This is a genomic window from Rossellomorea aquimaris (assembly GCF_000935355.1).
Classification (GTDB): domain Bacteria; phylum Bacillota; class Bacilli; order Bacillales; family Bacillaceae_B; genus Rossellomorea; species Rossellomorea aquimaris_B.
On sequence record NZ_JXZC01000010.1, the window covers coordinates 104,253 to 130,321 of the forward strand.

The following is a 26,069-nucleotide window of genomic DNA, read 5'->3' on the forward strand; positions in this document are numbered from 1 at the left end:
CGCTAAGAGTTTTAATTTTTTTATTAATTCGGGCTCCATACGCTGCGAACAACATTTGTTTGAGAGCGGTCCGGTCCAACTGAGAAGATGGAAAGAGGAATACCCGTTAATTGAGATACGCGCTCTAAGTAGTGACGGGCGTTCTCTGGCAGATCTGTTAGCGTCTTACATCCTGTAATGTCTTCTTCCCAGCCTGGAAGCTCTTCATAAACAGGTTCACATTCAGCAAGGATGTTCAGGTTAGCCGGGAATTCTTCCATGACTTCACCTTTGTATTTGTATGCTACACAGATTTTTAATTTCTCGATTCCAGTTAATACATCGATGGAATTTAATGAAAGATCTGTTAAACCACTGACACGACGGGCATGGCGTACAACCACACTGTCAAACCAGCCTACACGGCGAGGGCGTCCGGTCGTTGTTCCATACTCACGTCCTACTTCACGGATTTTGTCTCCGATTTCGTTCGTAAGTTCCGTAGGGAAAGGTCCGTCCCCAACGCGGGTTGTGTATGCTTTTGATACTCCAACTACGTGGTTGATTTTTGTAGGGCCTACTCCAGAACCGATCGTTACTCCACCGGCTACCGGGTTAGAAGAAGTAACAAATGGATATGTACCTTGATCGATATCAAGCATAACCCCTTGAGCTCCTTCAAATAGAACGCGGCGACCGTTATCAATGGCATCGTTCAATACTACGGATGTGTCCACAACATAGTGCTTGATTTGTTGACCGTACTCATAGTACTCATCCAGAATATCTTCAATGTTGAAGCCTTCTGTTTCATAGAATTTTTCGAAAAGGCGGTTTTTCTCTTCCAGGTTACGGGCAAGCTTTTCTTCGAAAGATTGACGATCCAGAAGATCTGCGATACGGATTCCGACACGTGCTGCTTTATCCATATAAGCAGGACCGATTCCTTTTTTCGTTGTACCGATTTTATTGGCACCTTTACGTTCTTCATCAATTTCATCAAGCTTTAAGTGATAGGGAAGAATCACATGTGCGCGGTTGCTGATTCTTAGGTTGTCTGTTTTCACATCGCGATCGTGAAGATACTTTAACTCTTTCACAAGAGCTTTAGGATCGACAACCATCCCATTTCCGATAACGGATGTTTTTTCGTTATAGAAAATACCTGATGGAATTAAGTGTAATTTATATGTTTCACCGTCAAACTTAATTGTATGACCCGCGTTGTTCCCACCTTGGTAACGCGCGATAACTTCTGCATGTTCAGAAAGGAAGTCAGTGATCTTTCCTTTTCCTTCGTCTCCCCATTGCGTACCTACTACTACTACTGAAGACATATTAAGCACCTCCGACGGGAATTAGTATTCCCTCTTTTATCAAACAAACTCATTTTATCAACACTAAAAAGGAAAGTCAATGAAAACACGAACGTTTATATAGGTAATTATATTTATGTTCGTATAAATTCGGGATATTGTTGTGGAAACCTCTGGTTCAATCATTTTTAATCAAATAAAAATAGCGCAATTTAGAAACTTTTGCTAATCTTAAATAAGCATTTTGAATTTTACATACAATTGAATACCGAGGTGACGATTTCATGATTAGACGATTCTTTGGCTATTACAGGCCTCATCGGCGGCTTTTTTACATTGATTTTGCCTGTGCGGTGTTGGTCGGACTTTTAGAATTAGGATTTCCCATGGCGGTATCGTGGTTTATTGACTCCCTTTTGCCTGATGGAAACTGGAGTACCATTTTAGCTGTATCTGCCGGTCTTCTTGTTCTGTATTTACTCAGTTCGAGTATGCAATTCGTTGTAAACTATTGGGGACATAAGCTCGGGATCAATATCGAAACGGATATGAGACGGGAATTGTTTCATCATGTTCAACGGCAATCCTTCCGCTTTTTTGATAATACGAAAACGGGTCATATTATGAGTCGGGTGACAAACGACCTGATGGATATCGGGGAACTTGCCCATCACGGACCTGAAGATCTGTTCATCGCGGTCATGACTTTCATCGGTGCATTTTGGATCATGCTTACCATTAATATGGAGCTTGCCCTTGTGGCGATCATCATTGTTCCGTTCCTTGTGTGGCTGATTTCGTATTCAAATATTAAAATGAATGCGGCATGGACGAAAATGTACGGAAATATCGCAGATGTCAACAGTCGCGTTGAAGACAGTGTTTCAGGGGCGCGGGTGGTTCAATCATTCACTAATGAGCACTATGAAATGGAACGCTTCAATGAAAATAATCAATTCTTCCGCAAATCCAAACTGAAAGCCTATAACGTGATGAGCGTGAATTTATCCGGTATCTACATTACCACTCGATTGATGACCTTGATTATCTTGGTATATGGAGCTTGGTTAAGTTTTTCAGGAGTCCTCTCTTATGGAGAACTTGTAGCCTTTATTCTTTATATTAATGTCCTCTTTAAACCAATCGACAAAATTTCCGCACTCCTTGAGTTGTATCCAAAGGGGATGGCCGGTTTCAAGCGGTTCACTGAGCTTATGGATATGGAGCCTGATATTGAAAATCGCCCACATGCTATAGAAGTGCCTGCTTTAAGGGGAGATATTGCTTTTAATGAGGTGACCTTTGGGTATGAGCCGGATCGCCCTATTCTAAGGGATTTATCCTTTACCATACAATCAGGGCAGACAGTGGCTTTTGTCGGTCCTTCAGGTGCCGGAAAAACAACGATCTGCTCACTGATTCCACGTTTCTATGATATAGAGAAAGGAGCCATCACCATTGATGGCATCGATATCAGGGAGATGACGAAGGAATCCCTGCGTGCTCAAATCGGAATCGTCCAGCAGGATGTATTCTTATTTACGGGGACGCTTCGGGAAAACATTGCCTATGGTAAGCTTGATGCCACCCAGAAAGAAATTGAAGAAGCGACGAGACGTGCTCATCTGACCGATCTCATTGCATCACTTCCAGACGGATATGATACTCAAATCGGGGAAAGAGGACTGAAGCTGTCCGGTGGTCAAAAGCAGCGCTTATCCATCGCCCGCATGTTCCTGAAGAATCCACGCATCTTGATTCTGGATGAAGCCACTTCCGCACTGGATACGGAAACGGAAGCGATTATCCAAGAGGCTTTGAATGAACTGGCGAAAGACCGGACCACCCTTGTCATAGCCCATCGATTGGCGACAATCCGTAAAGCGGACCGCATCCTCGTCGTCACCGAAAACGGCATCGCTGAAGATGGTACTCATGAAGAGCTCCTTTCAAGGGAAGACGGGATTTTCACCAGACTTCATGCTCACCAGCATGCAACGATCCTATAACAACAAAAAATCCAAGCACCTGCACCAGCAGGGCTTGGATTTTTTCTATTAAGCCGGGGCGTCGTCAAATCGCCGCTCCAGGTTCACGAATTTATTGTATTCCTTCACAAACGCAAGGGACACATTTCCAACTGGGCCGTTACGTTGCTTGGCAATGATGATTTCGATAATGTTTTTGTTTTCCGCTTCTTTGTCATAGTAATCTTCACGGTATAAGAAAGCCACGATATCCGCATCCTGCTCGATACTTCCTGATTCACGAATATCAGACATCATCGGACGCTTATCCTGGCGCTGCTCCACACCACGGGAGAGCTGGGATAAAGCGATGACCGGTACTTGAAGTTCACGAGCCAGTCCTTTCAATGAACGGGAGATTTCAGATACCTCCTGCTGACGGTTTTCCCCTGAACGTCCGCTACCCTGGATGAGCTGCAAGTAGTCGATGAGGATCATTCCAAGACCATGCTCCTGAGCGAGACGTCGGCATTTGGAACGGATTTCCCCCACTTTGATACCAGGTGTATCATCGATGTAAATCCCGGCATTAGAGAGGCTTCCCATCGCCATTGTAAGCTTTCTCCAGTCTTCGTCGGTTAGATCACCTGTACGGAGGTTTTGGGCATTAATATTGCCTTCTGCACACAGCATACGCATTACGAGCTGCTCGGCTCCCATCTCCAGGGAGAATATGGCTACGTTTTCTTTCGCCTTTACTGCCACGTTCTGAGCGATATTCAGGGCGAAGGCTGTTTTACCCATGGAAGGTCGGGCACCCACAATAATCAAGTCATTTCGCTGGAAACCTGCCGTCATATGATCAAGATCGGCAAACCCCGTTGAAATTCCTGTTACGTCACCCTTGCGATTCGTTAAGGTTTCGATATTATCATAGGTCCGCACAAGTACATCTTTAATATTATGAAAGGCACCTGCATTCTTCCGCTGGGCTACTTCCATGATATTTTTTTCCGCTTCACTCAGAAGGCTGTCGACTTCATCCTCCCTTGCATAGCCGTCAGATGCGATATCTGTCGCTGTACGTATCAATCTTCGAAGTAATGATTTTTCTTCCACAATCTTTGCGTAATATTCTATATTCGCAGCGGTGGGGACAGAGGCTGCAAGCTCACTTAAATAAGCGACTCCGCCAACATCTTCAAGCTCTTTCGCAGCTGCCAGTTCTTCTGTCACCGTGATTAAGTCAACGGCTTTTCCCCCGTCTCCCAAATTCAGCATGACATTGTATATTTTTTGATGAGAATGACGATAAAAATCTTCTGGAATCAATATTTCTGAGGTGGTCGTCAATGCGCTGGGCTCTAAGAAAATCGCACCTAATACTGCTTGTTCAGCCTCAATGTTCTGAGGTGGAACCCGGTCCTGGAACACTTCATTCATCTATGCATAACCTCCATTTCAAACTGCGAAGGGGCTTCGCGACGTTAATAGGCATCTGCTGCCTGCGTCAAAGTTAATACTTTGCTATATATGAAAATAAGAATTTAGTCCTACCGAAAAAAAGTGATCGGGATAGTATCCAGATCACATTTGTTATCAAGCTATATTCATTTTAACATGTTTTTCTCAAAATGAAGTTACCAAATTTCGTATATTTTCTCTGAAAAAAATCTTATTCTTCCGTTACATGTACCTTTAAGGTTGCTGAAACGTCCGTGTGCAGCTTCACAGGGACATTCGTATAGCCCAGGGCACGAATGGCATCGTTCATTTCAATTTTACGTTTATCGATTTTGATGTCATGTGCCTTTTTCAATGCATCGGCAATCTGCTTGCTCGTGATCGAACCGAATAATCGACCGCCTTCACCGGATTTCGCTTTCATTTCAACTGTGATTTCTTCCAATGTCGCTTTTAATTTTTTGGCTTCTTCTAATTCTTCTTGAGCCAGTTGTTTTTCTTTCTTCTTTTGACCCTCAAGCTGTCCCATGTTTGCATTTGTCGCTTCAACGGCTAAGCCTTTTTTTAATAAGAAGTTATGTGCATAGCCATCTGCTACGTTTTTCACTTCTCCTTTTTTTCCTTTACCTTTAACGTCTTTTAAGAAAATTACTTTCATATCTCTTTTCTCCCTTCAAAATAATCACTTAATGCTTCCTTCAGCTGTTCCTCGGCTTCCAGTACAGATACTTGTTTTATTTGAGTAGCGGCGTTCGTTAAATGACCTCCACCGTTTAAGTTTTCCATAATAATTTGTACGTTCACGTCCCCTAATGATCGGGCGCTGATCCCAACTGTTTCAGGATCCCGCTTGGAGATGACAAAGGAAGCAATGACTTCATCCATGGTCAATAATGTATCCGCTGCCTGTGCAATCAGGACAGGATCATAAATGACGTCACCCTCTGCTTTCGCAATCGCAACCCCTTCACGGAAAAATTTAACCGATTCAATTAACCTCGAACGTTTAATATAGGTCTCGACATCCTCTTTAAGGAACTTTTGGACTAACACGGTGTCAGCCCCTTGTGCCCTTAAATAGGAAGCCGCATCAAATGTTCTCGATCCCGTTCGAAGCGTAAAGCTCTTCGTATCGACAATGATTCCTGCCAGCAGGGAAGTGGCTTCAAGCATCGTGATTTTTTCATGTTTAGGCTGATATTCCAATAGCTCCGTCACAAGCTCAGCTGTGGAAGAAGCATATGGTTCCATATAAACAAGTAATGGGTTTTTAATAAAGTCTTCGCCACGTCGATGATGATCGATGACCACGACTTTATCCATTTTATTTAAAAGCCTTTCTTCAATGACCAGGGAAGGTTTGTGTGTATCAACGACCACAAGCAGCGTATCCTCTGTAGCCATTTCGAGCGCTTCCTCCGGAGTGATGAATCGGGAATGAAGATCGGAATTTGCTTTGATCTCCTTCATCAATCGTTTCACTCCATTATCGATTTCATTAAAGTTTAAGACAACGTATCCTTCACGCTGATTCATTTGAGCCACTTTCCGGATCCCGATGGCCGCCCCGATGGCATCCATATCAGGATGTTTATGTCCCATGATGATGACCTTATCACTTTCGATCATAATTTCCTTAAGGGCGTGGGAGATGACTCTTGCACGTACCCGCGTACGTTTTTCCATAGGATTGGTTTTTCCACCATAGAATTTAACCTTCCCATTGGTTTGCTTAATGGCCACCTGATCTCCACCGCGACCTAACGCAAGATCCAAGCTTGATTGGGCCAGGGTGCCCAGTTCAGGAAGGGAAGAAACCCCAGTCCCCACTCCAATGCTTAAAGTCAGGGGAACATTTTGCTTGGACGTAGTATCCCGGACATCATCCAATATCCCGAACTTTTCCTTCTCCAATACTTGAAGGATCTTCTCATTAATGACGGCTATGAACCTCTCAGAAGAAACCCGCTTCAAGAACACGCCATATTCCTTTGCCCACTTATTCAGAATGGACGTCACTAAACTATTTAAACTGCTTCTCGTTTGGTCGTCCATCCCTTGCGTTAATTCATCATAGTTATCCAGAAAGATGATTCCGATATTCGTGCGTTCATCATGATATTGCTTTTCTATTTCTTTTTGTTCCGTGACATCAAAGAAATAAAGCAGTTTTTCTTTGAGCTTCAATACGACATGATACTTCCTCTCATTAATCGTTACAATTTCTGAATCCACTTCTTGTTTGATTAATGGGACAAGGGACTCTGCCACATCGTACAAAGATCTTCCAACGACTGTGTCTTCATTGAAACATGAGGCTAGAAAAGGATTTGTCCATTCTATGTAATATTCATCATTGATCAGCATGATCCCAATGGGCATCTCCATTAACGCCTCTTCTCCCACACGCTTTACACGATAGGATAGAGTGGAGATATATTCCTCTGTTTCATCGTGCGATCTTCTCTCGAAATAGAATGCGAGAAAATACACGATTCCAAAGACAATCAACCCAATTAACGAAATGATCCATTGGTAAAAGGAAACCGATACTAACAATAGAGCTGTTAATATAGCAAGACCGTACAATGGGTAGCGGATCATTCGCTTATTAAAATAAGATGGCATGATTTCAGCTCCTGGAACTTAAATTTCTATGACTTACGTTGTAGGCGTTGTCTTAGATCAAATCCTAAGTCAATTATACCTAAAATTCGCACGAGATAAAGAAGTGGAAACGAAATGATTGTAATTAATACCAAAATACCTTTTGACCATCCTTTTATATGAGCGAAAAAATAGAGGAAAGATAGTCCTTGAACCGCCATCAATGTTTGCAACACATAAAGGACATTAAGTAGGGCCGTGTAGGCATACGTTCCTTTTTCCGGCTGCAGGATCATGGATAGTACCAGGGTAATTAAATAATACCAAAGAATACTCTTAGGAAGCTTCCATTCCCTGAATGGCTTGAATACCGGTACATCTCTCCCCAAGCGCTTCATGATGGGGAAGTTGATCAGCATAAACAACAGGGCCATGACGACAGCGATCCCCAAGAACAAGGTAGGCATTAGCGTCTGTATAAGGTCAATCGAGCTTTCCAGGCTTTCTATCAGCCTCTTGTCAGGTTCCTGACCAAGCTGTTCAAATAATTGATAATAGGCAGCCTTAGATTCCACTAAGCTATCTTCTATAATATTAACATCGAAGAATAGGATTGAAAAAACAAAACCCATCACAATATTGATGACAAGTGTGAGACTTGATGCCATAAACAGCCTCATTTTATCTACTTTCGCTTTCACACACCAGCCAATCACGACCCCTGTCGTCGCTACCATGAAGGCAACAGGCAATGCAATGAGCCCTCCAAATAAGAAGGATAACCCTAACGATCCGATCAATACGTAAAAAGAATTCAGTAACGAATACTTAGAACTAAACAGAATAAGAGGGAGAGGCAATACAAAAAAAGCAAGTGTACCAATAAATGGAACATATAAAGCCAACAACAGTAATACAGTAAAGATGGCGAGCATAAGCGCACCTTCCGTTAAAACACGGGGATTTTTCAATTGAAACGCTCCTTACGATAAATTCAAAACCATACAATAGCACTATCATATCAATTTTGGAGATAGATTTCATCTAGGGGTTCTTATCCGATGGCAACAGGCCTACTTTAATGGCCGTCATTTACCTTTGTTGTGCCACTTTCTCCAAAACCTGTGCCAAATTGTGAATATCAATAACGATCAATGTTAATTCACTTCACTTAAAAAAAGAGGGGGACCCTTCAACATGATACTCTTTTTCATCTACTCTAGTATGCACTCAGTTTAAAAAGGAGTATACGCAGTAGATAAAGAATGGCTAGGTATCCGGATCACCATGATCACTTAGTGTTCCCGTTGCTTTTAAAAGAGCTTCATTCAAAAAACAAAGAAAAAAAGCAACAGAGACAAGTCTCTGCTGCTTTTAGATCGATGATATTATTCACCAGTAACGTATGGAAGTAATGCCATTGTACGAGCGCGTTTGATCGCACGAGTCAACTTACGTTGGTACTTAGCATTCGTTCCAGTTACACGACGTGGAAGAATCTTACCACGTTCAGATACGAATTTCTTAAGAAGATCAACATCTTTGAAATCGATATGTGTAATTCCGTTTGCTGTGAAGTAGCACACCTTACGACGTCTACGTCCACCTCTACGTCCTCCTGCCATTTGTTTCGCCTCCTATCTTGTTTGGATTCGTTATCGTTCGTTTAGAATGGCAGATCATCATCGGAAATGTCGATCGGCTGACCGTCATTTGCAAATGGATCCTCATCTACACGTGTATAGTTGTTGTTATTGTTGTTGCGTTGTTGATTCTGATTCTGACTATACGGATTTCCTTGGTCACGTTGACCTCCACCCGAATAGCCCGGACTTCCTCCACGATCGCCTTGGTTCGCACTACGCGGCTCTAAGAACTGAACGCTTTCTGCTACAACTTCCGTCATAAACACCCTACGTCCATCCTGTCCTTCGAAATTACGTGTTTGAATGCGACCGTCAACGCCAGCTAAGCTGCCTTTTTTAAGAAAGTTTGCTACATTCTCTGCAGGGCGACGCCATACAACACAGTTAATAAAATCTGCTTCCCGTTCTCCTGATTGATTCGTAAAACTACGATTGACAGCCAGTGTAAACGAAGCAACAGCCACTCCGCTTGGAGTATATTTTAATTCAGGGTCCTTGGTTAAACGCCCTACTAATACAACTCGGTTCATCATCAGAATCAACCCCTTCCTTCTAGTTTACTGTTTCACATGAAACAGATGGTAGAAGTGTATATCTTAAAAACGTACGGATTATTCTTCTTCTTTAACAACGATATGACGGATAATATCATCGCTGATTTTAGCTAAACGATCGAATTCGTTAACTGCATCAGAAGTAGCGCTCATCTTAACTAGTTGATAGAAACCATCACGAAAATCGTTGATTTCATACGCTAAACGACGTTTACCCCAATCTTTTGACTCGATGATTTCCGCGCCGTTAGTTGTTAAAACGTTATCGAAACGCTCAACTACTGCTTTCTTTGACTCGTCGTCAATGTTTGGGCGGACAATGTACATAACTTCGTACTTTCTCATCTGAATGTCACCTCCTCGTGGTCTATGCGGTCCTTTCTTTATGAAAGAACAAGGAGCAATGCGTTCATTACTCACGAAATAAAATTATAGCATAGGTTATCTATTATTGCAATATGACGTAAAAAAAAGACTAGATTCACATCTAGTCTTTCAACTTTAAACTTATACATTAAAACGGAAATGAATGATGTCTCCGTCTTTTACGAGGTATTCTTTACCTTCTAAACGAACTTTTCCTGCTTCACGGGCTGCACCCATTGTTCCGGCAGCAACTAAATCTTCATAGGATACGGTTTCGGCACGGATGAAACCTCTTTCGAAGTCAGTGTGGATGACACCGGCACATTGAGGAGCTTTCATTCCTTCACGGAACGTCCAGGCACGTACCTCTTGAACGCCGGCTGTGAAGTAAGTAGCCAGTCCCAAAAGTGAATAGGTAGCGCGGATAAGCTGATCTAAACCAGACTCTTCAATTCCTAGTTCTTGTAGGAACATCGCCTTTTCTTCATCATCAAGCTCGGCGATCTCAGATTCGATCTTTGCACAGACCACGATCACTTCTGCGTTATCTTCTTTCGCGAATTCTCTTACTTTCTGAACATATTCGTTGTCAGAAGGATCGGCAATTTCATCTTCACTTACGTTTGCTACATATAAAACAGGCTTTGAAGTCAATAGGTGAAGCTGTTTTACAAGCTTCATTTGCTCATCAGCGAACTCAACTGTACGAGCCGGCTGCTCCGCTTCAAGGGCATCTTTGATTTTCACAAGGATGTCATGCTCAAACACCGCTTCTTTATCCTTTTGCTTCGCCATTTTCTGAACTCTGGCAAGACGCTTATCAACTGTCTCAAGGTCAGCTAAGATCAATTCCAGGTTGATGACTTCAATATCCGCAATCGGATCTACTTTACCTGAAACGTGTGTGATATTATCATCTGCAAAACAACGCACAACCTGACAAATTGCATCTACTTGACGAATGTGAGATAAGAATTTATTCCCTAATCCTTCTCCTTTACTCGCTCCTTTTACAATTCCCGCAATATCCGTGAATTCAAAGGCAGTAGGAACCGTCTTCTTCGGTTCTACAAGCTCTGTTAATTTATCTAAACGATGATCGGGAACTTCTACTATTCCTACGTTTGGATCAATAGTACAGAAAGGATAGTTGGCAGATTCTGCACCTGCTTTTGTAATTGCGTTAAATAGAGTTGACTTCCCTACGTTGGGTAGTCCAACAATACCAGCTGTTAAAGCCATTTTGGTCACTCCTCATCAAATTCTTATCTATTAAAAAATCCTGTAAGATCTAAAAACAAGTAAACGGTCGAACCTTTCACAATTATAGAGATAATAGAGGGAAAAGACAAGTCATGCTTCTGGTGGACTTTTAGTTTGAGGGCTGGATTTATCCTCGCAATCTGAATATATAAAAAGGGCATTCAATCGTAAAAAAACGATTGAATGCCCTTGAGCCAGCTAATTTGAACATAGTCTGGGTTAGGTCAAAAGGATTATGGGTAAAAAAAGAATACTTATTCTTCTGTGCCGCTACTGATGACTTTTTTCATTTTTTTTGCAAAATCTTTTCTGGGAATCATGACACTGTGTCCGCACCCTACACATTTAATGCGGATATCCATTCCCATCCGGATCACTTTCCAGCGATTTGTACCACAAGGATGAGGCTTTTTCATTTCTACAATGTCATTAAGTGTGAATGTTTTCGGCTCCACTGGCTTTTCCTCCTCATTCGCTTTCAAGTTTTCTTTGTTTTTCTTCACGAGGTTGGATGTCATCTTGATCATGACGGGAATACATCACCATGCGAGGGAATGGAATCTCAATACCATGTTCATCCAGGCATAACTTAACCTCTTTACGAATCATTCTCGCCATATACCAATGTCTCATCGGCACCGTTTCAGCAACGATCCGCACGACAACATCTGAAGCTCCAAGAGTCTGAACACCTAACAACTCAGGCGGATTAACAAGATCTTCATATTTTTGCGGTAGGGTCAGGAGTAATTCCTGCATCACTTTCTCCGCTTCTTCTATGTTTTCTTCGTAAGCAATACTGACATCCACTACAGCAATGCTATTGTGAATGGAGAAGTTCGTTACTTCTGTAATATTACCATTGGGGAAGATATGTAATTCCCCGGTCCAGCTTTTGATCTTTGTCGTACGAAGGCCGATTTCTTCAACATTTCCTTCTGCAGAACCGATTCGAACATAATCACCAACTGAAAATTGATCTTCAAAGATAATAAAGAAACCGGTGATGATATCGCGAACCAGATTCTGTGCACCAAAACCGACGGCCAGACCGACAATCCCGGCACCGGCAATCAGCCCTTTCACATCAATATCAAGCGTGGATAGAATCGTCATTAAACTAATAAAATAAATCACGTACGTCAATACGTTCTCCAGTAGCTTCAAAAGAGTGGCTTCACGGCGCTCGGTGAACTTCAAAGGTGAACGTGATCGAACCTTAAACACATTTCGTATTGCCGATCTTCCAAGTCTCAAAGCAAGATATGTAATCACCATAATGGCTACAATCTTTAACGTGCCTGTCCCCAAGGTAACCCATAACTCATTATCTATCAGTTTATTTACAGCTTCATTTTCTTTAAGTTTTTCAACGGCTTCAGTTACACCAGCATTAGAATCTTTCTCATTCATTTATCGAACCTCCACTTATCAATCAATAAGAAGTATTCCTTATTTTATCAAGTTTCCCTCTCCTTGTGTAGATATAACCTCATATTAAAATAGTTTATAGAAAATTTTTATTTTATGAAAAATCCAACCATATTATGTATGAAAAAAAGAAATCGTCCGTATACTGATAATACTTAAAAATTATGATTTTGGTGGTAAGGACAAATAAAGTTGATCCCTGGAAGATTCCCTTTAAACATATCCGAAGGAGTGGAAGCGATGAATCTAAAAAAAGGACTATTTGAACGAAAACCTGAACCCTTTAGAGTCCTTCATCAGGAAGAAAGTGCGGCACAGGATCTTTCCGTTCAATTGTCGTCGTTGCTTCCGACTTATTATCGTACAAGGCCCATCGTATTTGTATGTATCGGCACCGATCGTTCAACGGGGGACTCGTTAGGTCCTTTAGTCGGGTCATTAATCGAAGAACAAAACGTTAAGCCTTTCCATGTGTATGGAACGTTGGATGATCCGATTCATGCTGTGAATCTGGAAGAGAAACTGAGTCTGATAGCCTCCCAGCATATAAATCCATTTATCATCGGCGTGGATGCGTGTCTTGGACGGTTAAAGAGCGTAGGGGCTATCCAATTAAGTGAAGGACCTCTAAAGCCCGGAGCGGGTGTGAATAAAGAGCTGCCTGAAGTAGGTGAAATTCACCTGACAGGAATCGTAAATGTCAGTGGATTCATGGAGTTTTTTGTTTTACAAAATACACGTTTAAACCTTGTCATGAAAATGGCTAAAACCATTGCCGAAGCCATTGTGTTAGCAGGTCATTCCGTGGAACGCAGAAATGCCGTCAGCATTGAAAAATGGCGGGAAGAATTGCAGCAATAAAGAAGGGAGATGATACAGACACGTTCTGAGTCATCTCCCTTCTTTATTTTCGCCCTTTACATATAAAGCTGGTACGCATGTATGATCCCAACGATCATCCCCACCACAATGATACCGGGAAGTAAATTTGCGACTCTGATTTTCGTTACACCGATGAGATTCAATCCGATTGCGAAGATCATAATACCGCCTGTCGAAGTCATTTCAACAATATAAGCGTCCATCAGTTCCTGAGGTACCCACTGATGAATCTGAGTCGCAAACAGAGCAATGAAGCCTTGATAAAGAACGACTGGAATCGCAGAAAACATGACACCAATCCCTAAAGTCGTCGTGAGGATCAGCGACGTAAAACCATCAATGATCGACTTCGTCAAAAGTACGTCATGATCACCCCTGATGCCGCTATCCAGTGAGCCAATGACGGCCATTGCACCAATGACAAAAATAAGGGTAGCTGTAACAAACCCCTGGGATATGGACGTTTCTTTATTACTGCCAAGCTTCCTTTCCAGCCAGTTCCCCAATGAGTTAAGTTTGTCCTCCAGATTCATCCACTCTCCCCAGGCAGCGCCGAGAGCCAGACTGATGATGACAATCAGGAAGTTTTCACTTTTCAATCCCATCTGTAATCCCAGGACGATTACGGCTAAGCCAATAGCCTTCATGACGGTTCCCTTCATATCTTCTGGTATGCGGTGAAGGACCTTCCCCAGGAGAGTACCGATGATAATACATGCTCCATTTACTAACGTTCCTAAAAGTACCATGACGTTTCCCCTTATGATTATTTCCCGAAGAATAGTATTTTTCTATGTACCATACGGAAGAGGACTGGCTTAAACGGTACGTGAAATACCATCTAAGTCAGTCCCTTTCACATTCATTCTACTGCAGTAATTCCAAGATACGATCCAGATCTTCTTTTGAGAAAAATTCCAGTTCGATTTTGCCTTTTTTCTTTGATTGTTTAATCGTGACCGTTGTACCGAAGCGTTCGCGTAGAAGGGATTCCTGTTCCTGAATAAAGACATCCTTACGCTCTGTCTTTTTTGTTTCACGTGAAACATTCTCATTCAGCTCTTGAATGATTTTTTCTAATTGGCGAACGTTCAATGATTCTTTAAGGATACGATTCACAACCGTTGATAGATTCTTTTTATTTTTCAACCCAAGGAGTGCACGTCCATGTCCCATTGTTAACTTACCTTCTGAAATAAGCTCCTGAACAGGGGCGGGAAGGGATAGCAAGCGAATATGATTGGCAATATGAGGTCTGCTCTTTCCTAATCTCTTCGCTAATTCCTCCTGAGTGAGCTTTAGCTTATCCATGAGCATTTGATAAGCAGCGCCTTCTTCGATCGGTGTCAAATCTTCGCGTTGAAGGTTTTCTAAAACGGCCAGCTCCATCATTTGTTGCTCATTCAATTCACGGACCACGACAGGAACCGATTCTAATTTAGCCGCTTTGGCTGCACGATACCGGCGTTCCCCTACGACAATTTCATACCCCTTGATTGTTTTACGCACAATGATCGGTTGCAGGATACCGTGCTCTAAGATCGAATCTTTTAATTCTTCTATCGCTTGTGGCTCAAAGATTTTTCGTGGCTGATATGGATTCGGCCGTATTTCTTTCAGGCTCACTTCTTGCACGGTCTCTTCATTTTGAGTTGTTTGGATATTGGTAAAGAGAGCATTGATGCCCTTTCCTAAACCTTTAGCCATTCGCCACCACTTCCTTTGCCAGTTCTAAATAAACTTCTGCTCCCCTGGATTTAGCATCATAGATGATAATCGGTTCACCATGACTGGGCGCTTCACTTAAACGAACGTTACGTGGAATAATTGTGCGATACACTTTATCTTGAAAATATTTTTTCACTTCTTCAATGACCTGAATACCCAGATTGGTTCTTGCATCCAGCATCGTTAACAACACACCATCAATCATGAGATCATGATTCAGGTGCTTCTGAACTAAACGTACTGTACTTAATAGCTGACTTAATCCTTCAAGAGCGTAATATTCGCACTGCACCGGGATAATGACGGCATCCGAGGCTGTTAACGCATTGATTGTTAATAGTCCTAATGAAGGTGGACAATCAATAATAATATAATCAAATTCGTCTTTCACTTTCTCTAACGCCTTCTTTAAACGCACTTCACGGGAGATGGTTGGAACAAGTTCAATTTCTGCTCCCGCCAATGAAATGGTTGCAGGTACAATGGATAAATTCTCTACTTTAGATTGTTTGATGGTTTCTCTGACATCTACATCATCCACCAGCACATCGTATATACATTGCTGGACATCCCCTTTTTCCACACCAACGCCACTAGTGCCATTTCCTTGAGGATCTATATCCACCAGTAAAACCTTTTTCCCTATATAAGCTAAACAAGCCCCCAAATTGACAGATGTTGTGGTCTTTCCCACACCACCTTTTTGGTTTGTAACGGCTACTATTCTGCCCAAGGTTGTCACCTACCTTTTGACTTCCTAAGATTGACTACATTTTTTACAGTATTCTTCTATTCTATCAAAATTCCTCGTTAATTGTTTGTCAATTTTTTTAAAAAGAACAGTGTTTCTATAAATAGGAAATCGTGAGTAGTTCATTGCTCACGAAACGACACTATTTGCCTTGAATCGACAGAACCAAACAAGGCTCTTTCCTCAAAGTTTATTGTTTTATACCATATAATCCGCAGGGGCTCTGTCAACGAGTGTATGCTGGACAGGTGAGACCCCACAGGCGCAGCCGAGGAGGCTCACCGCCAGCCCCGCGGAAAGCGAGCATCCTGTAGCGGAAATCAACTACTACTTTCTCTGTACCGATGTCAACAATGTTTACTAAAAGAACCAAAACAAAAAAGTGAGAAACCGAACCGATATGTTTCTCACTTTTAGACTACGAATCTATTTTTTTTTAGGGATACGAATAGTGAATTGATAGAATTCTTCGTGTTCTTCTTCTTCAGAATCCAGATTGATTCCGCTGTCTGATACCATGGAAAGAGATTGACGAATCGTATTCACAGCTATTCTCATATCCTTACTGAAGGCTTTGCGTTTAGGTTTTGGCTTTTGAGTCGATCCTTCTTGCATTTTCACAACCCGGTCTTCGGTTTGTTTTACATTCAAGCTCTTTTCAATGATTTCTTGAAGAAGCTGGATTTGCTTTTCAGAATTCTTCAATGGAATTAAAGCTCTGGCATGACGTTCTGTAATCTTTTTATCTAATAAGGCTGATTGAATTTCTTCTGGAAGCTTTAGGAGACGAAGCTTGTTCGCCACAGTCGATTGTCCTTTTCCTAAGCGTTGAGCAAGGGCTTCTTGAGTTAGATCATGTAACTCCAACAGTTTCCCATAAGCAATTGCTTCTTCTATAGGAGAGAGCTCTTCTCTTTGTAAATTTTCAATCAATGCAACAGATGCTGTTTCTGTATCATTCAAATTCTTTACAATGGCCGGTACGGTTTCCCAGCCAAGCTTCTGAACGGCTCTATATCGACGTTCACCGGCAATGATTTCAAACTGTTCATCATCGTATTGTCTAACCACAATCGGCTGGATGATACCATGAGTGTGAATTGTTCTGGATAACTCTTCTATCTTTTCATCATTAAACACAGTTCGTGGTTGAAAGCGATTAGGGATGATTTGTGAGACGGGTATCTTTTTCACTTCATCTCGATCTTCTTCCACTACATTTGATTCTTCAGATTCAACATCTTGCTCCTTTTCACCTAGGCCAAAAAAACGAGAGAAAGGATGCTTCATCTTCCTACACCACCTTTAAGAAACTCCCTTTAATAATATTCTCTAAAATATGAAGAGTTCCTGCCTATGCTTTAGATGATCCAAGCTCAGGTTTATTAATAACATGAAGGCAGGAGAACTGTTCATACTATTCTAACGGTAATTTATTGGGTGTCCCAGGTTTTCTGGGATATTTGTTAGGCGTTTCCTTCACTTTGTCGATTTTCACGATATTACGTTCGCTTTCCTCTTCAGGAAGAATGAACGAATACATTTTATCTGTCTGTCCACCAAGCATGCCGATTGCTTTCTTTGCATTGGATAGCTCCTCATTTACGTTTGAAGCCTTCATGGCTACAAAGAAACCGCCCTTTTTAACAAGAGGCAAACATAATTCACTTAAAACAGACATTCTGGCTACGGCCCTTGCTGTAACCATATCATACTTTTCTCGATGAGCCTTGTTTTTACCGAAGGTCTCCGCACGATCATGATAGAAATTCGTGTTTTCAAGCCCTAACTCATCTGATAAATGGTTTAAGAACGTAATCCGCTTGTTCAAGGAATCAACAATTGAGATATGTAAGTGCGGGAAGCATATTTTAAGAGGGATACTCGGAAAACCAGCTCCTGCCCCAACATCACAAAGGGTTGTCACCTGCGAGAAATCAACATAAAAAGCTGCGCTGATGGAATCGTAAAAATGCTTTAAATACACATCTTCCTTTTCAGTGATGGCCGTCAGGTTCATTTTTTCATTCCATTCAACCAACAATTCATAATAGCGCTCAAACTGATTTAATTGCTGAGAAGAAAGGGGGATCCCCTTCTCCTCAAGCATTGATTGAAATTCATTTACATTCATGAAATTATCCTTCCTTTACCTCTATTGATCACCGGATACTTTTGCAATTTTCCCTTGCTCGATATAGACGAGTAAAATAGAGATGTCTGCAGGATTCACTCCTGAAATCCGGGAAGCCTGTGCCAGAGAAAGGGGCTGAACCTCGATTAATTTCTGTCTTGCTTCTGAAGCTAAACCACTGATCGCACTGTAATCAATGTTCTCAGGAATGCGTTTATTTTCCATCTTCTTCATTTTATCGACCTGTTGAAGAGATTTTTCAATATAGCCCTCATATTTCACTTGAATTTCCACTTGTTCCTCTACGTCGGGATCAAGCTCGATTTCACTTGGAACGAGTGATTTAATATGACTATAGTTCATTTCAGGACGCTTCAGGAGATCCGCGGCTACTATTCCGTCTTTCAACTCACTGCCTCCCGCTTGACGGATGACAGCTTGTGTTTCTTCAGTCGGCTTGATCCGGATTCCTTCAAGGCGTTTTTTCTCTGCAGAGATTGCTTCTTTTTTAGCTGAAAATCGTTCGTATCGATCATCGGAAATCAATCCTATTTTATGACCGATATCCGTTAGACGAAGATCGGCATTGTCATGACGCAGCAACAAGCGATATTCAGCACGGGAAGTCAATAGACGATACGGTTCGTTCGTCCCTTTTGTCACAAGGTCATCGATCAGAACCCCGATATACGCATCGGAACGGCTTAAGATGACCTCATCTTTATCGAGTGCACGGCAAGCGGCATTGATTCCTGCCATAAGCCCTTGACCAGCGGCTTCCTCATAGCCTGATGTTCCGTTGATTTGTCCCGCTGTATACAGATTTTTGATTTTTTTCGTTTCAAGTGTCGGCCATAATTGTGTGGGTACGATGGAATCATACTCAATGGCATACCCGGCACGCATCATTTGTACTTCCTCAAGACCCGGTATGGTTTGAAGGATCTTTTGCTGTACGTCTTCAGGTAAGCTCGTTGATAATCCCTGCACATACACTTCTTGTGTATTTCTTCCTTCCGGCTCTAAGAAAATCTGATGACGTGGTTTGTCATGGAAACGGACGACTTTATCTTCAATGGAAGGACAGTAACGTGGTCCGGTTCCTTTGATCATTCCTGAGTACATGGGTGAACGATGGAGATTGTCATCAATCAATTGATGAGTGTGCTCGTTCGTATATGTCAACCAGCATGGAAGTTGATCAGTGATATATTTCGTCGTTTCATAGCTGAACGCACGTGGAATATCATCACCCGGTTGAATTTCAGTTTTCGAATAATCGATTGTCGAACTATTCACCCGTGGCGGAGTCCCTGTTTTAAAACGAACGGTGTCGAAGCCCAATTCATGTAAATGATCGGACAATCTAATAGAAGGCTGCTGATTATTTGGCCCGCTTGAATATTTCAGATCTCCTAAAATAATTTCTCCGCGGAGGAATGTACCCGTGGTAATGACGACTGTTTTCGCACGGTATGCGGCACCCGTCATCGTAACAACACCTTTACATTCACCATCTTCTACAATTAACTCCTCGACCATTCCTTGCAGCAAGGTCATGTTCGGTTGATTTTCAATCGTGCGTTTCATTTCATGTTGATAAAGGAATTTATCGGCCTGGGCCCGTAATGCCCGGACAGCTGGACCTTTCCCTGTATTCAACATTCTCATTTGAATATGTGTTTTATCTATATTACGCCCCATTTCTCCACCCAGAGCGTCAATCTCTCTTACAACGATCCCCTTTGCCGGTCCACCAACAGATGGGTTACATGGCATAAAGGCGACCATATCCAGGTTAATGGTAACCATTAACGTTTTAGCTCCCATACGGGCGGAAGCAAGTCCTGCTTCTACTCCGGCATGGCCAGCACCAATGACAATGACATCATATTGCCCTGCGTCATATTGCATGGTTTTATTTTTCCTCCTTGTTGGATCGCAAGCGGTATGCGTCCACATTTTAATGGTGTTTACTTCCCTAAGCAGAATTGAGAAAACAGCTGGTCAATCAGACTTTCATGAACGCTATCCCCAATGATTTCACCTAAAAGCTCCCACGTTCTGGTTAAGTCAATTTGAGCGATATCGATGGGAGTGCCCATTTCTACGCTACTGATCGCTTCATTGATCGCAAGGGACGCTTGATTAAGTAAAGCGATATGACGGCTATTGGATACGTACGTCATATCCCCCGCTTCAATGGACCCTGCAAAGAATAAAGATGAAATCGCTTCTTCCAGCTCATCGATTCCTTGCTCTTCAAGTAAAGCCGTTGTGACCAGCTGATGATTTTCCGCTAGTTTTCTTACTTTATCTATATCAATCTTCTGAGGCAGATCCGTTTTATTCACGATGACAATAACGTCCATTCCTCTAACCGCTTCGAAAAGCTGCTCATCCTCGGGAGTTAATTCGTCCGCATAGTTAAGCACAAGTAAAATTAAATCCGCTTCTTTCAATACTTGACGTGAACGTTCTACACCGATTCTCTCAACAATGTCCTCTGTTTCACGAATCCCGGCTGTATCGACGAGACGTAACGGAACACCGCGTACATTCACGTATTCTTCGATCACATCGCGTGTCGTTCCCGGGATATCGGTTACGATCGCCTTGTTTTCATGAACAAGACTGTTTAATAGAGAGGACTTCCCTACATTTGGCCGGCCAATAATAACAGTGGAAAGACCTTCTCTAAGAATTTTCCCCTGTTCTGATGTTCGTACCAGACGGTCGATTTCATCCCGGACATGTCTCGATTTCTCCAACAGTACGTTATGCGTCATTTCTTCCACATCGTCATACTCCGGATAATCGATATTCACTTCTACATGGGCCAATGTTTCTAAAATTTCCTGACGAAGTTTTCGAATCAAATTGGAAAGTCGTCCTTCCATTTGATTGAGTGCAACATTCATCGCCCGATCGGTTTTTGCCCTGATCAGATCCATGACCGCTTCTGCCTGGGAAAGGTCGATCCGGCCGTTCAAGAATGCCCGTTTTGTAAATTCACCCGGCTCTGCAAGGCGGGCCCCATTTTTCAATACGAGCTGTAATACTTTATTGACCGACACGAGTCCTCCATGGCAGTTGATTTCTATAATATCTTCACGGGTAAAGGTCTTGGGACCTCTCATCACAGAAACCATGACTTCTTCCACCACTTGATCTGTGTCCGGATCGATAATATGTCCATAATGAATGGTATGAGAAGCAAATTCTTTCATCGAGCTTCCCTTCATTCCCTTAAAGACCTTATCACCGATATCGAAGGCTTGATCACCGCTTAAACGCACAATGGCAATGGCTCCTTCTCCCATTGGAGTGGAAATTGCGGCGATTGTATCAAACTCCATCGTATTCACCTCTCTTATAGCTGATCTATTTATATAAAAATGTTAGTATTGAGCAAAGTTTCCCCAAATTATTAGAATATCACAATCCTATTTAATACTAAAGAAAGGAAACCAACTAATGACCACCAAATAATGTTATCCACAAAGACAATACTTCATCTCTATTATTTTAACTTATCCACATGTGAATAACAATAAACCGGGATGAAAATAAGAATCCACAGGGCTGGACGCATCGACGGGGGAAGAATATTTAAGTGGTTGGCTCAATAAGAGAAGTGTCTATAGAAGAAACAGACTAATCCCTCTTAAAAATAGCAATTATATATGAGAAATCAGCAAAAAAAAACGATCCCCCGAAAGGAATCGTCTCCCATTATTATTTTGGAGCAATCACTATATAGCGATTTGGTTCTCTGCCCTCTGAATGTGTATCAACAGTCTTCGAATCGACTAATGCTGTATGGATCACTTTTCGTTCATAAGAAGGCATTGGTTCTAATGAAACGGAACGATTTGTGCGCAATGCTTTCTCTGCTAAACGTTCAGCCAGGTTTGTTAACGTTTGTTTACGTCTTTCACGATAGTTCTCCGCATCCAAAAGGATGGTGATGAACTGATCGGAAACCCGATTTGCAATCAGCTGAGTTAAATGTTGAAGGGCATTCAACGTTTGTCCTCTTTTTCCTATTAAGAGAGCCATTTTTTCACCGGAAATGTTGAACTCAACATCTCTACCATCTCTTTTCACTTCAATGGTAGCGTTAACTCCCATTTCATGTGCAACAGATAAAAGAAAATCTTTCGCTTCATTTACCGGATCAACCGCTTTTTTGACTTGAACGACTGCCGGTCTTCCTCCAAACAATCCGAACAATCCTTTTTTACCTTGATCAATGACGTCAATCTCTGCTTCTTCTTTGGTGATATTCAGTTGAGACAAGGCTGATTCAATGGCTTCTTCCACCGTTTGACCAGTCGCTTCTACTTCTCTCACTTTTTCTTTCCTCCCGAATTCCCACCAGCTTTAGCGGTTTGCGCTTCTTTGATTTCAGGTCCTTTAATAAAGTACGTTTGAACAATCATAAATAGATTTCCGACTACCCAGTAAAGGGATAGAGCTGCAGGGAAGTTAATCGCAAAAATGATGATCATGACTGGCATGATATAAAGCATCATCGCCATTTGCGGATTTTGATTCGCTGTACCCGCCATCATTAATTTCTGTTGGATAAACGTTGTTATACCTGCTACTAAAGGTAAAATATAGTACGGATCCGGGTTACCGAGATCGAACCACAAGAAATTATGAGCTTTAATTTCTTCCGTTCTTACAATCGCATGGTAGAAACCAATCAAGATTGGCATCTGAACGATTAACGGGAAACAACCCGCCAGCGGATTTACCCCATGACTTTGGAATAAAGCCATCGTTTCTTGTTGAAGTTTTTGTTGTGTCTGTGCATCTTTAGAGCTATATTTTTCACGCAGCTTTTTCATTTCCGGTTGTAAAGCCTGCATGGCTTTTGAATTTTTCGTTTGTTTAATCATTAATGGCAGAATCGCTAAACGAATGATCAATGTAACAATGACAATTGCCAGTCCATAAGAACCGCTCATGAACTCAGCTACCATGGTAATTAATTGTGATAAAGGATAGACAATGTATTCATTCCATATTCCGCTACTCTCAGGTGTGATAGGCTGATTGTATTCCGTACAACCTGATAGTATAGCCATTAGCCCAATGATTCCCATCAGGGCTATAATTCTCTTTTTCACCCTTATTTTCCTCCCAACTAATATCTTTCAAGTAAAATATAAAACAGGTCTCCCGTACTTAAAAAGTACAATCTCTCGTATTGTAACATCTTTTCATAGGCTTGTGATGACGAAACCTGTCAATATCGTAAAATGTTATGACTTCTTTCTATTATGTTTGCCATTAGAGGGTCTTTTCAACACTTTTCCTCTTTTTAGCACATGGGTGAGGCTGCCCTTCACCTCATGAAAATTCATTTCGGCCGCCGGTTTTCTGGCGATGATTAAATAATCGTACTGATCTAGTACGTCTTCTTGTAACTCTAAGAAAGCCTGCCTGACATATCGCTTTATTTGGTTTCGACAAACAGCGTTCCCGATTTTCTTACTTACCGAGATCCCGATCCGAAACGGTTGAGGCTCTTCTTTCTTCAATAGATATAAAACGAATTGCCGATTTGCAAAGGATGTCCCTTTTTTAAATATCTCCTGGAACTCTTTATTTTTCTTCACTCTCTGATCTTTCCGCATTGACCACACCTAATTTTCATTTTTGTCTTGATGTATCCTCGACATTATTGGCTCATTCATTTGAAATTATAAGTAATTTTTCTCTTAATCCTTTATAAGAACGAGCCAAATCGCCTTTCCCCTTGATATAAAGGAAAAAAAAGACCACTGAGTCAGTTCAGTGGTCTAAGCAGATAATACTTTTCTTCCTTTGCTACGACGACGAGCTAAAACATTGCGTCCGTTTTTAGAGCTCATACGTGCACGGAAACCGTGGTTCTTTTTTCTTTTACGATTATTTGGTTGAAACGTTCTTTTCATCTATGACACCTCCCTGAAGGATATCTTTATAAAAGTTAAAGACATTCCTCACTATTATAAAGACGGTACCCATAAAAAGTCAACACTCATAATATTTTTCTTTTTACATCAAGGGAGTGCTGGTTAATTTCCGCTCCAATCAACTTACTGAGGATGAAGTTTTTATATAAACATCGCCTTCTATCAATTAACTAAATTTCTTCTAGATCTTTCTCCTTCTACAAATCATCTTCAATTTTTCTATTCAACCTACCTGTGGATAGGATTCGACACCATTTTAAATTATCCACAACACATATTGACAACTTTTTCACAAGTTCATAGCTTGTGGACAAAACAATTCCACAAGGGCCGCGGGTTGTGGATAAAATTTAAAAAGCATTGCACCCCTAAGGATATTTTGATATGATTATTGTGTTTTCACTCTTAATAACTCTATTTACGAAATTGGTTTATCCACAATTTGTGGATATCATGTGGGTAACTTATTCAGAGGGTTTGTAAAACGTTGTCCACAAGTGGTGGATATTGTCGAAAAACCATTTTCTTTCCTTATTATATATATTTTCCACATTCATCGCATTGTATTTTTATTAAATAACGAGAGTTAACGGATTTTATAGCACATAATCGTTGTACAGAAGTTATACAAACTGAGAAAAGGAGGGATCAGGATTGGAGAATATCGGGGATCTTTGGAGCAAAGCCTTGGAAAGCATCGAAAAAAAGATAAGCAAACCGAGCTTTGACACTTGGTTAAAATCGACTAAGGCACATTCCATACAAGGGGACACTCTTGTCATTACAGCTCCAAATGAATTTGCGCGGGATTGGTTAGAAGGACGCTACTCTCAATTAATCTCCGGGGTTTTGTATGATATAACGGGCGAAGAATTGGTCGTGAAATTTATCATTCCACAAAACCAGGAGCCGGAAGAGTTTGATATTCAATTACCGCCAAAGAAATCGATGAAAGACGATGATCAGCAGGATATCAATCAAAATATGCTGAACGCTAAATATACATTCGACACCTTTGTCATCGGTTCGGGCAACCGTTTCGCCCATGCTGCTTCTTTAGCTGTGGCTGAAGCACCTGCAAAAGCCTATAATCCCTTGTTTATTTATGGTGGAGTAGGACTGGGGAAAACTCACTTGATGCATGCGATCGGACATTATGTACTGGAGCATAATCCAGCTGCTAAAGTGGTTTATCTCTCTTCCGAAAAATTCACGAACGAATTCATCAACTCCATTCGGGACAATAAAGCCGTTGATTTCCGCAATAAATACCGAAATGTCGATGTTTTATTAATAGATGACATTCAATTCTTAGCAGGAAAAGAACAAACGCAAGAGGAATTCTTCCATACTTTTAATACCTTACATGAAGAAAGCAAGCAGATTGTCATTTCCAGTGATCGGCCACCGAAAGAAATACCGACACTCGAAGACAGACTTCGTTCTCGATTCGAATGGGGTCTTATAACAGACATAACACCGCCAGACCTCGAGACGAGAATTGCGATTTTACGAAAAAAAGCAAAGGCTGAAGGATTGGATATTCCAAATGAAGCCATGCTTTATATAGCCAATCAAATCGATTCAAATATTCGTGAGTTAGAGGGCGCATTAATCCGGGTTGTCGCGTACTCTTCTCTTATAAATAAAGATATCAATGCGGATCTTGCAGCTGAAGCTTTGAAAGATATCATTCCAAGCTCAAAACCGCGGGTCATTACCATCCAGGAAATTCAACGTGTCGTTGGAGAGCACTTCAATGTGAAGCTGGAAGACTTTAAAGCGAAAAAACGAACAAAGTCCATCGCGTTTCCCCGACAGATCGCTATGTATCTATCCAGGGAAATGACGGATTCTTCCCTTCCGAAGATCGGAGAAGAGTTCGGCGGCCGGGATCACACGACCGTCATTCATGCTCATGAGAAGATCAGTACATTACTCGGAGCAGATGCTCTTCTTCAGCAGCAACTGAAAGAAATTCGTGAGTCTTTAAAGAGTTAATCTTACAC

Annotated in this window: 25 protein-coding genes; 3 read left to right on the forward strand and 22 right to left on the reverse strand. The window is 41.6% G+C overall.

Annotation, left to right across the window (positions count from 1 at the left end; translation table 11 throughout):
* Positions 1-23: 23 nt before the first annotated feature.
* The gene (locus TV75_RS18355; protein WP_044340258.1) at positions 24-1,316 is read right to left on the reverse strand and encodes an adenylosuccinate synthase; all 1,293 of its coding nucleotides are present in this window, start codon (positions 1,314-1,316) and stop codon (positions 24-26) included.
* A gap of 263 nt (positions 1,317-1,579) precedes the next feature.
* Here TV75_RS18355 and TV75_RS18360 point away from each other — a divergent pair, with 263 nt between their 5' ends.
* Positions 1,580-3,304, forward strand: a complete 1,725-nt coding sequence (locus TV75_RS18360; protein ID WP_044340259.1) for an ABC transporter ATP-binding protein — start codon at positions 1,580-1,582, stop codon at positions 3,302-3,304.
* 48 nt (positions 3,305-3,352) lie between these two features.
* Here the strand turns inward: TV75_RS18360 and dnaB are convergent, their stop codons facing one another.
* From dnaB to TV75_RS18410, 10 genes are all read right to left on the reverse strand, one after another.
* Positions 3,353-4,705, reverse strand: coding sequence for a replicative DNA helicase (dnaB, locus tag TV75_RS18365; RefSeq protein ID WP_044340260.1), 1,353 nt, complete (start codon positions 4,703-4,705; stop codon positions 3,353-3,355).
* 232 nt (positions 4,706-4,937) lie between these two features.
* Positions 4,938-5,384, reverse strand: a complete 447-nt coding sequence (gene rplI / locus TV75_RS18370; protein WP_044340261.1) for a 50S ribosomal protein L9 — start codon at positions 5,382-5,384, stop codon at positions 4,938-4,940.
* On the reverse strand, positions 5,381-7,354 hold the full coding sequence (locus TV75_RS18375) for a DHH family phosphoesterase (protein WP_044340262.1): 1,974 nt from the start codon (positions 7,352-7,354) through the stop codon (positions 5,381-5,383). The genes rplI and TV75_RS18375 overlap by 4 nt, the downstream gene beginning before the upstream one ends.
* A gap of 26 nt (positions 7,355-7,380) precedes the next feature.
* The gene (locus TV75_RS18380; RefSeq protein WP_052504616.1) at positions 7,381-8,304 is read right to left on the reverse strand and encodes a YybS family protein; all 924 of its coding nucleotides are present in this window, start codon (positions 8,302-8,304) and stop codon (positions 7,381-7,383) included.
* Between the two features lie 417 nt (positions 8,305-8,721).
* Positions 8,722-8,958, reverse strand: a complete 237-nt coding sequence (rpsR, locus tag TV75_RS18385; RefSeq protein ID WP_034764780.1) for a 30S ribosomal protein S18 — start codon at positions 8,956-8,958, stop codon at positions 8,722-8,724.
* 41 nt (positions 8,959-8,999) lie between these two features.
* Positions 9,000-9,512 carry a single-stranded DNA-binding protein gene (ssb, locus tag TV75_RS18390; RefSeq protein ID WP_044340263.1) on the reverse strand — a complete coding sequence of 171 codons (513 nt, stop codon included), beginning with the start codon at positions 9,510-9,512 and terminating at the stop codon, positions 9,000-9,002.
* A 78-nt stretch (positions 9,513-9,590) separates the two neighbouring features.
* Complete coding sequence (rpsF, locus tag TV75_RS18395; protein ID WP_034764776.1) at positions 9,591-9,878, reverse strand: 30S ribosomal protein S6; 288 nt, start codon at positions 9,876-9,878, stop codon at positions 9,591-9,593.
* Positions 9,879-10,040: 162 nt separating this feature from the next.
* Positions 10,041-11,141 (reverse strand): redox-regulated ATPase YchF, encoded by a 1,101-nt coding sequence (gene ychF, locus TV75_RS18400; RefSeq protein WP_044340264.1) that lies wholly within the window; start codon positions 11,139-11,141, stop codon positions 10,041-10,043.
* 275 nt (positions 11,142-11,416) lie between these two features.
* Positions 11,417-11,617 carry a DUF951 domain-containing protein gene (locus TV75_RS22415; protein ID WP_044340265.1) on the reverse strand — a complete coding sequence of 67 codons (201 nt, stop codon included), beginning with the start codon at positions 11,615-11,617 and terminating at the stop codon, positions 11,417-11,419.
* Between the two features lie 13 nt (positions 11,618-11,630).
* Positions 11,631-12,575: a mechanosensitive ion channel family protein gene (locus tag TV75_RS18410; protein ID WP_044340266.1), complete on the reverse strand. Its 945-nt coding sequence runs from the start codon at positions 12,573-12,575 to the stop codon at positions 11,631-11,633.
* 258 nt (positions 12,576-12,833) lie between these two features.
* Here TV75_RS18410 and yyaC point away from each other — a divergent pair, with 258 nt between their 5' ends.
* Positions 12,834-13,454, forward strand: coding sequence for a spore protease YyaC (gene yyaC, locus TV75_RS18415; protein WP_044340267.1), 621 nt, complete (start codon positions 12,834-12,836; stop codon positions 13,452-13,454).
* A gap of 56 nt (positions 13,455-13,510) precedes the next feature.
* Here the strand turns inward: yyaC and TV75_RS18420 are convergent, their stop codons facing one another.
* From TV75_RS18420 to rpmH, 11 genes are all read right to left on the reverse strand, one after another.
* On the reverse strand, positions 13,511-14,224 hold the full coding sequence (locus TV75_RS18420; RefSeq protein ID WP_044340268.1) for a DUF554 domain-containing protein: 714 nt from the start codon (positions 14,222-14,224) through the stop codon (positions 13,511-13,513).
* A 118-nt stretch (positions 14,225-14,342) separates the two neighbouring features.
* Positions 14,343-15,182 (reverse strand): ParB/RepB/Spo0J family partition protein, encoded by an 840-nt coding sequence (locus TV75_RS18425; RefSeq protein ID WP_044340269.1) that lies wholly within the window; start codon positions 15,180-15,182, stop codon positions 14,343-14,345.
* Positions 15,175-15,936, reverse strand: a complete 762-nt coding sequence (locus tag TV75_RS18430; RefSeq protein ID WP_044340270.1) for a ParA family protein — start codon at positions 15,934-15,936, stop codon at positions 15,175-15,177. Before TV75_RS18430 ends, TV75_RS18425 begins: the two co-directional genes overlap by 8 nt.
* Before the next feature lie 444 nt (positions 15,937-16,380).
* On the reverse strand, positions 16,381-17,244 hold the full coding sequence (noc, locus tag TV75_RS18435; RefSeq protein ID WP_044340271.1) for a nucleoid occlusion protein: 864 nt from the start codon (positions 17,242-17,244) through the stop codon (positions 16,381-16,383).
* Between the two features lie 127 nt (positions 17,245-17,371).
* A complete protein-coding gene (gene rsmG / locus TV75_RS18440) occupies positions 17,372-18,088 on the reverse strand; it encodes a 16S rRNA (guanine(527)-N(7))-methyltransferase RsmG (RefSeq protein ID WP_044340272.1) in 717 nt (238 codons plus the stop codon).
* A 21-nt stretch (positions 18,089-18,109) separates the two neighbouring features.
* Complete coding sequence (mnmG, locus tag TV75_RS18445; protein WP_044340273.1) at positions 18,110-20,002, reverse strand: tRNA uridine-5-carboxymethylaminomethyl(34) synthesis enzyme MnmG; 1,893 nt, start codon at positions 20,000-20,002, stop codon at positions 18,110-18,112.
* A 59-nt stretch (positions 20,003-20,061) separates the two neighbouring features.
* Entirely contained in the window at positions 20,062-21,447 is a 1,386-nt protein-coding gene (gene mnmE, locus TV75_RS18450; RefSeq protein ID WP_044340274.1) for a tRNA uridine-5-carboxymethylaminomethyl(34) synthesis GTPase MnmE, read from the reverse strand.
* Positions 21,448-21,826: 379 nt separating this feature from the next.
* Complete coding sequence (jag, locus tag TV75_RS18455; RefSeq protein WP_044340275.1) at positions 21,827-22,444, reverse strand: RNA-binding cell elongation regulator Jag/EloR; 618 nt, start codon at positions 22,442-22,444, stop codon at positions 21,827-21,829.
* The gene (spoIIIJ, locus tag TV75_RS18460; RefSeq protein ID WP_044340276.1) at positions 22,441-23,229 is read right to left on the reverse strand and encodes a YidC family membrane integrase SpoIIIJ; all 789 of its coding nucleotides are present in this window, start codon (positions 23,227-23,229) and stop codon (positions 22,441-22,443) included. The genes jag and spoIIIJ overlap by 4 nt, the downstream gene beginning before the upstream one ends.
* Before the next feature lie 135 nt (positions 23,230-23,364).
* A complete protein-coding gene (rnpA, locus tag TV75_RS18465) occupies positions 23,365-23,739 on the reverse strand; it encodes a ribonuclease P protein component (protein ID WP_044340277.1) in 375 nt (124 codons plus the stop codon).
* Positions 23,740-23,904: 165 nt separating this feature from the next.
* Positions 23,905-24,039 carry a 50S ribosomal protein L34 gene (rpmH, locus tag TV75_RS18470; protein WP_034764748.1) on the reverse strand — a complete coding sequence of 45 codons (135 nt, stop codon included), beginning with the start codon at positions 24,037-24,039 and terminating at the stop codon, positions 23,905-23,907.
* A gap of 675 nt (positions 24,040-24,714) precedes the next feature.
* Between rpmH and dnaA the strand changes: the two genes are divergently transcribed.
* Positions 24,715-26,061: a chromosomal replication initiator protein DnaA gene (gene dnaA / locus TV75_RS18475; RefSeq protein ID WP_044340278.1), complete on the forward strand. Its 1,347-nt coding sequence runs from the start codon at positions 24,715-24,717 to the stop codon at positions 26,059-26,061.
* The last annotated feature ends 8 nt before the right edge of the window (positions 26,062-26,069 follow it).

Coding starts and splice junctions, on each gene's coding strand:
- TV75_RS18355 (WP_044340258.1), bottom strand. CDS start 1,316: ATGTCTTCAGTAGTAGTAGTAGGTACGCAATGGGGAGACGAAGGAAAA.
- TV75_RS18360 (WP_044340259.1), top strand. CDS start 1,580: ATGATTAGACGATTCTTTGGCTATTACAGGCCTCATCGGCGGCTTTTT.
- dnaB (WP_044340260.1), bottom strand. CDS start 4,705: ATGAATGAAGTGTTCCAGGACCGGGTTCCACCTCAGAACATTGAGGCT.
- rplI (WP_044340261.1), bottom strand. CDS start 5,384: ATGAAAGTAATTTTCTTAAAAGACGTTAAAGGTAAAGGAAAAAAAGGA.
- TV75_RS18375 (WP_044340262.1), bottom strand. CDS start 7,354: ATGCCATCTTATTTTAATAAGCGAATGATCCGCTACCCATTGTACGGT.
- rpsR (WP_034764780.1), bottom strand. CDS start 8,958: ATGGCAGGAGGACGTAGAGGTGGACGTAGACGTCGTAAGGTGTGCTAC.
- ssb (WP_044340263.1), bottom strand. CDS start 9,512: ATGATGAACCGAGTTGTATTAGTAGGGCGTTTAACCAAGGACCCTGAA.
- rpsF (WP_034764776.1), bottom strand. CDS start 9,878: ATGAGAAAGTACGAAGTTATGTACATTGTCCGCCCAAACATTGACGAC.
- ychF (WP_044340264.1), bottom strand. CDS start 11,141: ATGGCTTTAACAGCTGGTATTGTTGGACTACCCAACGTAGGGAAGTCA.
- TV75_RS18410 (WP_044340266.1), bottom strand. CDS start 12,575: ATGAATGAGAAAGATTCTAATGCTGGTGTAACTGAAGCCGTTGAAAAA.
- yyaC (WP_044340267.1), top strand. CDS start 12,834: ATGAATCTAAAAAAAGGACTATTTGAACGAAAACCTGAACCCTTTAGA.
- TV75_RS18420 (WP_044340268.1), bottom strand. CDS start 14,224: ATGGTACTTTTAGGAACGTTAGTAAATGGAGCATGTATTATCATCGGT.
- TV75_RS18425 (WP_044340269.1), bottom strand. CDS start 15,182: ATGGCTAAAGGTTTAGGAAAGGGCATCAATGCTCTCTTTACCAATATC.
- noc (WP_044340271.1), bottom strand. CDS start 17,244: ATGAAGCATCCTTTCTCTCGTTTTTTTGGCCTAGGTGAAAAGGAGCAA.
- rsmG (WP_044340272.1), bottom strand. CDS start 18,088: ATGAATGTAAATGAATTTCAATCAATGCTTGAGGAGAAGGGGATCCCC.
- mnmG (WP_044340273.1), bottom strand. CDS start 20,002: ATGCAATATGACGCAGGGCAATATGATGTCATTGTCATTGGTGCTGGC.
- mnmE (WP_044340274.1), bottom strand. CDS start 21,447: ATGGAGTTTGATACAATCGCCGCAATTTCCACTCCAATGGGAGAAGGA.
- rnpA (WP_044340277.1), bottom strand. CDS start 23,739: ATGCGGAAAGATCAGAGAGTGAAGAAAAATAAAGAGTTCCAGGAGATA.
- rpmH (WP_034764748.1), bottom strand. CDS start 24,039: ATGAAAAGAACGTTTCAACCAAATAATCGTAAAAGAAAAAAGAACCAC.